Consider the following 11857-nt stretch of genomic DNA (forward strand, 5'->3'; position numbering starts at 1 on the left):
TGTCTATGACTTGTTTTCCTGCATTGCGTCTGACTCTGGCTGTGACGGCCGCCCTGACTCTGGCCGCCTGCGCGGCGCCTGAGAACAAACCCATGGCCCAGGCCATGCCCGAGCAAGATGCGCCGGAACCACCTCGCCTGACATTGGCCGAATACAGCGGCCCGGATCAAAGCCAGCCAGCGCCCAGCGTGCTGGCCCATCACGAATACAGCCTGCCTGAACTGATCGACCTGGCCCAACGCCTGAACCCCAGCACCCGCATTGCCTGGGGCGAGGCCCAACAAGCCGCAGAAGCTGCCGGTATGGTGGAAAGCACCTACCTGCCCTTGATCTCCGCCAGCGTGGTGGGCGGCTATATGCGCAGCGACCGCGACAGCAGCGTGCACATTCTGGGTAGAGAAATCGATGTGGATTACGACACCCATTTAAGTGGCGCCGTTCCTTCCCTGACCTTGAAGTGGCTTCTGTTCGACTTTGGCAAACGCGCCGCCTTGCAAGAGGCGGCCGACAAACTGGCCATGGCCAGCCGGATTACCTTCAGTGGAGTGCATCAGGCCGTGATTGCGGAAGTATCCATCAGCTACTTCAACTACAACTCGGCCCGCCAACGCGAGCAAATCTCTGCCCAAGGGCTGAAAAATGCGGCACTGATTGAAGATATCGCCCTGGAGCGGCAGCGCAATGGGCTGGGCACCCAGATTGAAGTCGCGCAGGCACGACAACTGAAAGCCCAGGCTCGTTTGCACCATGTGAATGCCAGCACTCTGGCACGTCAGTCTTATCAAACGTTGCTGGGTGCAATTGGCCTGTCCCCGGAAACGGAGCTGAAAGTCGCCGATAGCGCCACCCGCCCCCTGCCCGAGAATCTGGATATCCCTGGCAATGACACACTGAAAAAAGCCATCGCCCAGCGGCCCGATGTACAGGCCCTGCAAGCCGCCCATCAGGCCAGTCTGGCAGGCATAGACTCAGCCGAAGCCAGTTTCATGCCCAAGTTGGCCTTGATGGGTTTTATTTCCAAACGCATGGGTTCATTAAGTGTAGGCAGCCTGCCCGAAGTCAGCCCGCAATCCTCCTCCCGAGGCGCCGTGCTGGCCCTGAATATCCCGATCTACGACGCTGGGCTACGCAACAAGCAAGTGCGCGAAGCCCAGTTGCGTGCCGACACCGCGCGCGAACGCGTTGCCAAAACCGAGCAAGACGCCTACAAGCAAATGATCATCGCTGCCGACGCACTGCGAGCTGCTCTGGAGTCTCATCAAGCCGCCACCAGCCTGGTCGAGGCGGCCCAGATCACCTACCAAGGTGCGCTGGAATCCTACCAGGAAGGCTTGACCAGCATGACCTTGCTGACCGAAGCGCACAGCGGTCTATTAGGAGCACAAGAAGCCCAGACTATGGCTCATACCGCAGGTTTGGTCGGCTCTGTGAACCTGGCCTTTGCCATGGGCGAACTCAATCAAGCCCCCAAAACCCCTGGGGATGCCACCAAGTAGTAGGCAAAGAAGAAGCAAGCCGAACTCTACTTGGGAGCAAAAATAAAAAGGGAGCCATGCAAGGCTCCCTTCTCCTGTAGCAACCGCTACTGCAGCAACTTACTGCTCTTCAATCGCATCCAGCGCCTTGGCCAAACGCTCCACCGAGCGTTCCAGATTGTTCAGCTTGTCCAGGCCAAACAGACCAATTCGGAAGGTCTTGAAATCAGCAGCTTCATCACACTGCAAAGGCACACCCGAGGCAGCTTGCAAACCAGCCTTGGCAAACTTCGCGGCCGAATGTATCCCGTCGTCCGTGGTGTAGCACACCACTACGCCCGGTGCCTCAAAGCCCGGTGCCGCCACGCTGCGGAAACCATGTTCGCGGAGCAGAGCGCGCACTTTGCGGCCCAGCTCCAGCTGACGATTGCGAATCCAGTCAAAGCCCAGAGCTTCCGTCTCGGCCATCGCCTCTTGCAGCACTTTCAAGGAGTCGGTAGGCAAGGTGGCGTGGTAGGCATGAGCCCCGTTCTCATACGTTTCCATGATCTGCAGCCACTTGCGCAGATCGCAGGCAAAACTGGTGCTGGTCGTGGTTTCAATGTGTTGACGAGCACGCTCGCTTAACATCACCAGGCCGCAACATGCCGAGCCGGTCCACCCCTTTTGCGGCGCGCTGATCAGCACGTCCACACCCACATCCTTCATACCCACCCACACGGTGCCCGATGCAATGCAATCCAGCACAAACAGACCGCCCACCGCATGTACGGCATCCGCAACCTGACGCATATAGTCATCGGGCAACATGATGCCGGAGGCCGTTTCCACATGCGGCGCAAACACCAGGGCCGGTTTTTCAGCCTGAATTGCGGCAACCACTTCTTCGATAGGTGCAGGCGCATAAGCGGCTTGCTTGCCCTCCTCGATCGGGCGGGCTTTCAGAACCGTGGTGCTGGCGGGAATGGAACCCATGTCAAAAATCTGAGTCCAGCGGTAGCTGAACCAACCATTGCGTATCACCATGCACTTGCGGTCCGTTGCAAACTGACGGGCCACCGCTTCCATGCCAAACGAGCCACTGCCCGGCACCACAATCGCCGAATGTGCCTGATAGACCTGCTTGAGCGTGCGGGAGATTTCACGCATCACTTCCTGGAAGGTCTTGGACATATGGTTCAAGGCGCGGTCGGTGTAGACCACCGAATATTCAAGCAGGCCGTCCGGATCAACGGGAGTGCTGGTTTGAGACATGAAAACCTCGGAATTCTGGTAGAGAAGATATAAGGATCAAAGGATTTTAGACCAAGCAGATCTGTACGTGCGACTTGCCCCCAAGCTTCGTCCGGCTGCAGCCAAATCACAACTCAAACTCTTCGCTATGGGCTGTTCTGCAGGAGGTGTTATTGCGCTTCTTCTGCTTTCTTGACTCGGCCTGCCGCCCTGAGTACCGTGATGAGCACGTTTGATCTAGTCCGGGTTTCATCATCATGCAGGTAGCACACTTCAGCCAGAACACCTTGGGACGCGATATTGCGGTTGGCGATATTCACGGTTGCTTCTCCAAGCTGAAAACGTCTTTAAAGCGGATTCGTTTTGATCCGTCCAAGGACCGCCTTTTTTCGGTGGGCGATCTGGTGGATCGCGGTCCGGAGTCGCATCATGTTCTGGAGTGGCTGGACCTGCCCTGGTTTCATGCAATTTGTGGCAATCACGAGCAGCTGACCTGGCGGCGGGCGATTGGGCAGCCTATTCAGGAAGTGGATCATCGCGTGCATGGTGGGCTATGGCTGGACGATTGCACCTCGGACGAGCAGGCACTGATCGCTCAACGTCTGCAAGCCCTGCCTTTGGCGATGGAAATAGAAACGCCCTTGGGACTGGTGGGTATGGTTCATGCCGACTTTCCCTACGACAATTGGCAGCACATTCATACCGAGGGTTTTGATGCCAATGACCGCTATGTCTGTATGTGGTCCAGGGATCGCTATGTGACTGGCTACGATGGCATGGTAGAGGGTCTTCGGGCTTTGGTGCATGGGCATCAGACAACGCACAAGATGCAGCAATTAGGGAATGTGTTTTTCATTGATACCGGCGGGTGGCTGGATCATGGGCATTTCACCTTGCTGGATTTAAAGCGCTTGGTGGCTTTGTAGGGTCTTTCGGCTCTTCGCTCTCGATTAAAAAGATTGTTTTTGCCTAATTAGTTTCTGGGAAGGCGCTGTTTCGGTCCTGCTGGGGTGTCGGGGCTGAGCACTGGCCGGCGCTGCGCGCCGGTACCCCGGCAGGACCGAAACAGCTCTCAGCGATTACTTGCAAAGACAATCCTTATGCGGCAACTGATTGCTGCTTATTGGTTTACTGAGTACTGATGGCTGATGGCTAATGGCTAATGGCTAATGGCTGATGTTCGACTCGCCTTGAACACGGAATCAATGACACTACGTCTGATGACGTACAAACCTGTCTTCGTCAATGTCGGTACTGGCCTCGTCTCTCGATGTATCTACGATTACCTGAACAACAACCATGGTGACAGGCGCTTTGGCTTCAAAGACAAGCTACATGCTACAGATTACAAACTACAGCTTGGTGCTCCAGGAGATCCTCAACAAGATTCATGCTCCAATGAAGCACCAGGCACTCGATAACTAGCAGTTGGTCCCGATTTCTCTATCCCTCACCCTCACCCTCACCGCCAACTGTTGAAAACGACGATTAGCCAATAAACCTCGCCCCTCCCCCTCAAGCCCCCTGCGCACCTACGGCAACAGAAAAAACCACATATAGCCAGATCCCAAAAGAACGGAAGTCTCATATTTATAGTCATTGTGAGCCGGTCTGGGCCGGGGGGCCGTCCTCTGGGCGATTCAGGCTTCTTGCCGCAGGCGGGCTTGCTATTCGGGGTTCAAGCGTCCTGCTGTTTGAGCGAAATGCTTGTGCCTTGTCCGGGGGACAAGGCACTTTCGCGAGTTCAGGATGCGCCCGAATAGCAAGCCTGACCAGGGCACCGGTGCGCAGCACCGGCAAGGAGCCAAGCCCGGAGGACGGCCCCCCGGCCCAGACCGGCGTTTTCACGAGTCACTATCTAAACATGCAGGCTCTCTGCACTCCTTATCTCCCAACCCTCCTGCTCCCCCCCCCCACTCCTCAACACTCAGGAAAATGAAGAAGATGAAGCCCAAAACAAAACCGCCTCAGTTCCCAAAAGAAACTGAGGCGGTCTCATCTTCAAACAAACAGCAAACAGGCCAAAGGCTTACTTCTCCACGCCCCCACCCAAGATCACGCCGTTCACCTCCTTACCGTAGTAACTTTCCTCGCCATCATGGAACTCCACACGCGCTTGCTCAACCGTCCCCTTCTGACGAGCATCCTTGGGACGCTCATGACTGTTGATGTAAGCCGCTACGTCCCAGGCATCCTGATCGGACAAGGAGAACGGTTTACCCAAAGGCATATTGGCCTTGATGAAACCGGCAGCCGTATCAATACGAGCCATCCCTGCACCCCAGTTATACGAGTTGGGGCCCCACAAAGGCGGGAACACCACACCACTTTCGGCATCCTTCTGCCCCTGGCCATCGACCGCATGACACAAGACACAGTTGTTGGCGTAAACCTCTTTACCGCGTGCTACGTCATAGCCCAGTTCGGTCTTTTTAACTTTGGGGAAACCAGCACCCGGCAACTTCTGACCCGTAGGCGCCCCATCGGACATCCAGTACATATAAGTCATCAAGTCACGGTACACATCGCTGCCAGCGGGCGGCGCAACACCCGAGGGCGAAGCCTGCGCATTCATGGAATAGGTAAAACAGCCAATGATGCGATCTTCCAGCGTGCTGATCGCCTTGGTCTTGGCACGATAGGCGGGATAGCTGACATAGGCTCCCCACATAGGCGCAGAGTGTTCACGACGACCACCGTCCAGGTGGCAGTTCACACAAGCCAAGGTATTGCCCACGTGATCCGACACCGTGGTCGAGGTTTCCATAAAGATCTTGTGACCGCGACGAACCGCCTCGCCATACGGCGTATCCGGAATGCTGCTCTCTGGCGGTGGCAAGTAGTAACCATCTGCGCCTACCGGCATACCAGCCGTGACCGAATGCTTGTCCTTGCTCTGCGCCTTGCGATCGGCTTCCATGGCCTCACGACTATAGGTGGCCTCGCCAACCTGGATGGTGCCCTTGTCGGGCGAACCCAGGGAAAAGGACAACCAGCCCTTGGCATTCAAACCATAGCCAATCGCAAAAAGCAGCACACCAATACCGGCCCCCCAGGCCAGTCTGCGTCCACCCGACATGGTGGATTTGCTGCGACCATTTTTTTGAGTGTCTTTCATAAAAAGCTCTCTGTTCTGATCTTATTTCGCCTGCTTGCCATTGGCTGGCAGCGAGGCGGCGTAATAGGAAACCGCATACAGGTCCTCGTAGGACAAGCGCGATGCGATGTCATCCATCAGGCTTTGCGGCGAATTGTGGCGATGGCCACCTTTCCAGGCCGACAACTGACTGAACAAATACTCGGCCTGTTGCGCAGCCAAAGGCGGGAAAGATGTACCTACACCTTCACCCTGACTGCCGTGGCAGCTGATACATGCAGGCACGTTCTGCTTCCAGTCCCCTTTATGGAACAGGGCTTCGCCACGGGCCAGGTTCGCTTCCGAACTGGGCACATTAATGGCAGGAGCAGGCAGCTTGGCGTAGTAAGCAGCCAGCTCTTTCATATCCTCAGGCTTCAAACCGCGAGCTACGTACTGCATGGACTCGTTCAGGCGTGTACCTTGAGCAAAATCCTCCAGTTGCTTGAGCAGATACGCCTCGGGTATACCGGCCAAACGAGGAGTGATGCCTGCGCCTTCACCGGCCTCGCCGTGGCAGGAAGCACAGCTCCACACACTGCCCTGCCCCGAATGCACCAGTACGGGCGCATCCTTCAGTGCGGGGATGGCGGGCACCACAGGGGTACCGCCTGCATTGGAAGCAACGATAGCGGCGGTCGGCTTGTCCGCTGCGGCATGTGGCGCCAGATCGTGCAGGTAAAGACCCACACCGGCCAAGGCCAAGGCGAACAGCACAGCCAACAGGAAGATCGGAATGGGACGCGGTGGCTCCCACGGCTCGAAGGTGGGATCGATGTTCTCGACCTGGGGCGAACTAGAAACTTTTTCCATTGTCATGACTTGTCCTATTTAGCGCCCGAATCCGTCGAGGCTTCAGCGGGGCGACGATCGTAGCCACGGTCACGTTTATCCAGTTCCTGCGCGCTGGTCGCATAGGTGCGATCCAGAGCCAGCAGGTATTCCACCAAGTCCAGCGCTTCCTTGCGAGCAACCACATGCTTGCCCGCAGGCTGCAGGGACTCTGGCAAACGCACCACTACATCGCCTTCGGAAACCTGGTCTTTCAGCTCGAACATATAGGGATAGGACGGCATCAGGCTCCAGTCAAAAATCGCACGGGGCTGATACAGGTGGGTCAAATGCCAGTCACGGCTTTTCATGCGCGCACCGACGTTAAACAGGTCCGGGCCGGTACGCATGGTGCCCAGCAGGTGGGGCGAATCGTAAAAGTAATCGCCCGGTGTGGACGCACGGCCCCAGCCACGTGCCGTATCAAACAGGGTTTGACCGGTAGAGCGTGGCTGCTGGCTGTGACAGTACAAACAGCCGTTGGCCACGTACTCGTCACGCCCCAGCAGTTGCTGGGCGGTATAGGGTTGCAACTGCTCCGGCGGTTCCGAGGTACGCAATTGCCAGGCTGGCAAAATCACCAGCATCAAGGTAGCCAGCAGCAACACGCCAATGGCCCCGATTAGTAAAGGTAAGAGTCGATTCATGACGCATCTGCCCGAGCAAGTGTAGGAGTCGCATTAACAGCGGAACCTTTGCGCAGCAAGAGCAAGGCAAAGTGAGCCGCAAAGACAAAGTGGCCCAGTGTCATCATGGTGCCGCCAATAGAGCGGGCTTCCAGATACGGAACCATCTTGCGAGTGATCTCGCCAAAACTTGAACCTGGGTCCATCAAGCCCATGCCCTGCACCACACCGGCAATGCTCAGAGCCAGCACGTAAATCGTGAAGCCTGCGGTCACCAGCCAGAAATGGGTTTTGATCAGAGCCGGGAAGGGCCAGCGACGTCCCAGAATGTGCGGCATCATGTAGTACAGCGTGCCGAACATCACCATGGACACAAAGCCGTAAGCACCCAGGTGAGCGTGACCGACGGTGTAATGCGTGAAGTGCGTGACCGAGTTCACCGAGCGGATCGCTTCCAGCGAACCCTGGAAGGAGGACAAGGTGTACATCAGCGCGCCAATCCAGACGAAACGCAGGGCCATGGATTGCTTGAAGGCCCACAGGTTCTGCGCAACGGTTACGTGCTGGTTAATGGCCACGGCAATCACCGGCACAAACATCATGATGCTGTGCACCACGGACAAGGTGACGGCCCAGGTTGGCACCGGACCGCCCATCAAGTGGTGAATACCGACCTGGCTGTAGAACAGCGCCAGACTCCAGAAACCCAGCAAGGACACGTTGTAGGAATACACAGGCTTGCCGATGATCTTGGGAATGATGTAGTACGCCGCACCCACACCCATAGGCGTCAGCCACAGACCCAGCACGTTATGAGCAAACCACCAGTTCACGGTTGCTTGCTGAGCACCGATGTGCAGACCGGGGATGTTGGACACCAGAAACAGGAACGGAAACCAGACCATGCCGGCCAGGAAATACCAGCCCGACACATAGATGTGGCGCGATTTGCGGTTGGCGGCGGTTTCAATGGCAGGCCAGGCCAGGAAAAAGCCCCCTACTGCCAACAGAATGTCGATCTGCCAGGGGAATTCCAGCCACTCGATCCCGTCGGACCAGCCATTGGCCACGGCAATCGTGCCGCCCAATACCCCCAGGGTCCACAAGGCAGCGCCGAAGTACACCATATTGGGACGTCGCAAAGGCGTATGAAAAATACGCGGCAACAACCACAGAGCCACGCCAATCCCGGTCACCGACAACCAGCCGTAAGCCACGATGTTCAGGTGCAAGGTACGCGCACGACCAAAGGTCACTTGTGCCACGTCAGCCAGCCAGTCGGGCCAATGCAATTTCAGCGAGGCCATCACGCCAAACACCGAACCGATCAGCAGCCAGGTAATCCCGACCGTGACCAGAAGCAGAACCGGCCCCCGACCACTGCGGTCAATACCGGCACGCAAAACGTCAAAGCGATGCGTCTGTGCTTCATTCTCCCCCCCAAAGGAAGCACTATCATCCGGCTGACCAAGCTCACCTTTCATGAAGATGGTCTCAGCTTCGTTCTTCCCAACGAAGATCAGCTTGTTTGCCACGGCCCAGACAAGAATGCCCAGTGCCACCAAAGAGGCGACAAAACTGGTCGCCAGTAATATTCCTAATATAGGAGTCATGTGAATAAATGCCCGATATCTGTCATGCGGCTAAGCCTAAAGAAACGTCATTGCCCAAGCCGGTTTTATTAAAAAAGTAAGTACCGAGATACAAATGCAATGCAATCTACATCACAGTAGAGGATCAGGATTAAGGCCAAATTAAGAGAACTTTCCCTCTCGCCCCTGCCCTCAAGGCTGCTAACATAAACGCCGAAACGTAATAACCATCAGGCTTTGCCTGCACAAGCCGCATTTACCACAGGGGGGGAGAATGCACGTTTTACTTGTTGAAGATGATGCGCTCGTCGCCAGCGGAATTGTGGCGGGCTTGCGACTGCATGGGCTGACCGTGGACCACGTGGGCACGGCCAGCCTGGCCGACACGGCCTTGCTGTCGTCGCACTTTGATGTCTGTATTCTGGATCTGGGTTTGCCTGATCAGGACGGGCTGACCCTGCTGCGTCGCTGGCGCGAACAAGGCCGCAAACTGCCCATTCTGATTCTGACGGCTCGCGACGCCCTGCATCACCGGGTTGAAGGGCTACTGGGTGGGGGCGATGACTATGTCATCAAACCTTTTGACCTGGACGAGCTGCTGGCACGCCTGCATGTCCTGACACGACGTGTAGCGGGCCACGAAACAGATTGCATTGAATATGGGCGACTCAGTTTCTGTGCCTCCACCGGCCATGTCACCCTGGACGGCAAGCCAGTCAGTCTGGCGCGACGTGAGCTCTCCTTGCTGCGTGCCCTGCTCAGCAAACCGCACACCATCCTGAGTGCCGAACAACTGTGCGACAGCGTCTACGGCTACGATCAGGATCTGGAAAGCAATGCCATCAATGTGCACATCTACCATTTGCGCCGCAAGCTGGGCAGCAATATTGTCGAGACCGTGCGGGGCCTGGGCTACAAACTGGGGCCTGCCGGTTAGGTATTTCACACCATGAGCCTACGCCTTAGATTGCTGCTGGTTATCGGCATTTCCCTGACCGTGCTCTGGAGTGCGGTCGCCACCTGGATGCTGATGGATGCACGCCACTCCTTGCGTGAAGCGCTGGATAGCCGATTGGCAGCATCGGCCCGCATGGTGGCTGGACTGGTTGCCCAATTTCCAAACTTGCAGGAGCTGGCCCAATCCGCGGAGCGTCCCCTGGACATCATTGCCCGCGATGGCGTGGCTTGCGAAATCAGTGTGGTGCGCAGCGAAGTAGAAATTCAGGCGGTCAGCCGAACTGCGGGTAGCCCGGATATGTCACAAGTGGCTTTGGGCTTTGGCACGCACGTGCATGGTGGCAAGCGCTGGCGCACCTTTGTGCTGCGCGAAGGCCATATTCAGATTGCCGCCGCCGACAGCATAGAAATACGCGAAGCACTGGTACGGGAAATCATGCTTTCGGCTGGCCTGCCCTTTGTCGTGGCCTTGTTTGGTAGCCTGCTGCTTTTGTGGGTTGGTATCGGTCACGGCCTGGCTCCCCTGGAGCGGATTCGGGACATGCTGTCGCGCCGTCGTCCCGGGGACGACAGCCCACTGCCCAAGGTCAAAGTCCCGGTTGAGCTGCAACCCTTGCTGCGAACCCTTGAAGAACTGCTGGAGCGGCAACAAGCCGCCATCATGCGCGAACGCCGCTTTACCGACAGCGCCGCCCACGAACTGCGTACACCCCTTACCGGAATCAAAACCCATATTCAAGTTGCCCATCTGGCTGCCCAACGTCCTGGAGAACGCAACACGCTGGATACGGCCTTGAGCCAGGCAGACCAGGGCGTACAACAGCTACAGAACATTTTGCAGCGGCTGCTGGAGTTGGCACGGCTGGACGGGCAAAGCGCCCGAATGGAAAGTAGCCAGGCCGACGAGGCGGTATACGCTGCCCTGCATGCCCTTAAAGCCATCTACGGCGGCACCATAGACCAGATCACGCTGGATATACGCAGCAAACCCGGCCCGGTGCAGATTGAGAAATCCCTGCTGACAGTGGCCGTACAGAACCTGATCGACAATGCCTTGCGCTATACCAAAGCCCAGCAACCGATCAGCTTGCGGATTGAAGCAGGAGAGCCGGGCTATCTGCGTCTCAGCGTGCTGGACCACGGTCCCGGATTAAGCGACAGCGAACGGGATCTGGCCATGAACCGCTTTTGGCGCGGCTCGCAACAACAGGCGGGCTATGGCTTGGGTTTGTCGATTGTGAACGCTATCGCCACCCAGCATGGCGGAACGCTGGAGCTGCTGAATCGCAAAAGTGGCGGACTGGAAGCGCGTCTGACCGTGCCCCTTGCCGACCAGGGCAGCTGAAACCAAGCCACGCAATAAAAAAAGGCCGGAGCCCATCAGGGTCCGGCCTTTTCTGTTTGACGCGGTGCTTGCCTGTTTCAGGCAAGCCCATCATCAAAGAATTTGGATTTTAGTTGCGCATGGGCCTTTTTGGCCTGCACCTTCGATGAAGGAAACGCGTTGGTTCTCTTCCAGAGTTTTGAACCCGGTTCCCTGAATTTCACTGTGGTGTGCGAAGAGATCCTTGCCGCCGTTCTCCGGCACGATGAATCCGAAGCCTTTTTCGCTGTTGAACCACTTCACAATACCAATTTCTGTCTTCAAAATAAGTCCTAAATGTAATGACGATCAGAGAAAAAAATTTTCTCTCCCTGAACTATCCTCCGATTGCGTCCACAAAGATAGCTCCGTTACTTTTTAATTGTAAAAATCCGGAAATTCTGTTGTTTCCTGAGCCTGTCCATCCTGTTTGTCTAGCCCCGCCCTTGCATCCGGGATGCCGCTGCGCACCGCGTCCGGGCCAACTACCCCTGCCATCGCCAACACAAGAACGCCCGGGGAAAAACGCCGCCATTTCAGCGCCAAACGGTATTTGAGGCCTGAACAACTCACTTCAGCCGATAAAAAATCCCCACGCAATCAAAGCACTCTTGGCTATACTGGCTCGCACTTAGCGGTCTACT

At 56.6% G+C, this 11857-nt stretch carries 11 protein-coding genes; 4 read left to right on the forward strand and 7 right to left on the reverse strand.

Annotated elements, in window-relative coordinates; all coding sequences use genetic code 11:
- Positions 1–5 precede the first annotated feature (5 nt).
- Positions 6–1496, forward strand: coding sequence for a TolC family protein (locus MID00_RS00440; protein ID WP_254499512.1), 1491 nt, complete (start codon positions 6–8; stop codon positions 1494–1496).
- 99 nt (positions 1497–1595) lie between these two features.
- Here MID00_RS00440 and MID00_RS00445 read toward each other — a convergent pair whose 3' ends face one another.
- Positions 1596–2729 carry an aminotransferase class V-fold PLP-dependent enzyme gene (locus tag MID00_RS00445; protein ID WP_254499513.1) on the reverse strand — a complete coding sequence of 378 codons (1134 nt, stop codon included), beginning with the start codon at positions 2727–2729 and terminating at the stop codon, positions 1596–1598.
- Between the two features lie 236 nt (positions 2730–2965).
- On the opposite strand from MID00_RS00445, the gene MID00_RS00450 reads away from it, so the two are divergent.
- On the forward strand, positions 2966–3634 hold the full coding sequence (locus tag MID00_RS00450) for a metallophosphoesterase (RefSeq protein WP_254499514.1): 669 nt from the start codon (positions 2966–2968) through the stop codon (positions 3632–3634).
- Positions 3635–4737: 1103 nt separating this feature from the next.
- On the opposite strand, the gene MID00_RS00455 is transcribed toward MID00_RS00450, so the two are convergent.
- The 4 genes from MID00_RS00455 to MID00_RS00470 are packed head-to-tail and all read right to left on the reverse strand — an operon-like array spanning position 4738 to position 8914.
- Positions 4738–5826: a c-type cytochrome gene (locus MID00_RS00455; RefSeq protein WP_254499515.1), complete on the reverse strand. Its 1089-nt coding sequence runs from the start codon at positions 5824–5826 to the stop codon at positions 4738–4740.
- Between the two features lie 21 nt (positions 5827–5847).
- On the reverse strand, positions 5848–6663 hold the full coding sequence (locus tag MID00_RS00460; protein ID WP_035269192.1) for a cytochrome c: 816 nt from the start codon (positions 6661–6663) through the stop codon (positions 5848–5850).
- 8 nt (positions 6664–6671) lie between these two features.
- Complete coding sequence (locus MID00_RS00465; RefSeq protein WP_009461016.1) at positions 6672–7322, reverse strand: cbb3-type cytochrome c oxidase subunit II; 651 nt, start codon at positions 7320–7322, stop codon at positions 6672–6674.
- Complete coding sequence (locus MID00_RS00470; RefSeq protein ID WP_031232271.1) at positions 7319–8914, reverse strand: cbb3-type cytochrome c oxidase subunit I; 1596 nt, start codon at positions 8912–8914, stop codon at positions 7319–7321. The genes MID00_RS00465 and MID00_RS00470 overlap by 4 nt, the downstream gene beginning before the upstream one ends.
- Before the next feature lie 253 nt (positions 8915–9167).
- Here MID00_RS00470 and MID00_RS00475 point away from each other — a divergent pair, with 253 nt between their 5' ends.
- Together MID00_RS00475 and MID00_RS00480 are read left to right on the forward strand one after the other, a co-directional pair.
- Positions 9168–9830 carry a response regulator gene (locus tag MID00_RS00475; RefSeq protein WP_021446792.1) on the forward strand — a complete coding sequence of 221 codons (663 nt, stop codon included), beginning with the start codon at positions 9168–9170 and terminating at the stop codon, positions 9828–9830.
- A 12-nt stretch (positions 9831–9842) separates the two neighbouring features.
- Positions 9843–11195 carry an ATP-binding protein gene (locus tag MID00_RS00480; protein WP_254499516.1) on the forward strand — a complete coding sequence of 451 codons (1353 nt, stop codon included), beginning with the start codon at positions 9843–9845 and terminating at the stop codon, positions 11193–11195.
- A 93-nt stretch (positions 11196–11288) separates the two neighbouring features.
- Here the strand turns inward: MID00_RS00480 and MID00_RS00485 are convergent, their stop codons facing one another.
- A complete protein-coding gene (locus MID00_RS00485) occupies positions 11289–11498 on the reverse strand; it encodes a cold-shock protein (protein WP_009461028.1) in 210 nt (69 codons plus the stop codon).
- Positions 11499–11591: 93 nt separating this feature from the next.
- Complete coding sequence (locus MID00_RS00490) at positions 11592–11813, reverse strand: hypothetical protein (protein WP_254499517.1); 222 nt, start codon at positions 11811–11813, stop codon at positions 11592–11594.
- Positions 11814–11857: the final 44 nt, after the last annotated feature.

Source organism: Alcaligenes sp. NLF5-7, from assembly GCF_024266725.1.
GTDB lineage: Bacteria > Pseudomonadota > Gammaproteobacteria > Burkholderiales > Burkholderiaceae_B > Alcaligenes > Alcaligenes phenolicus.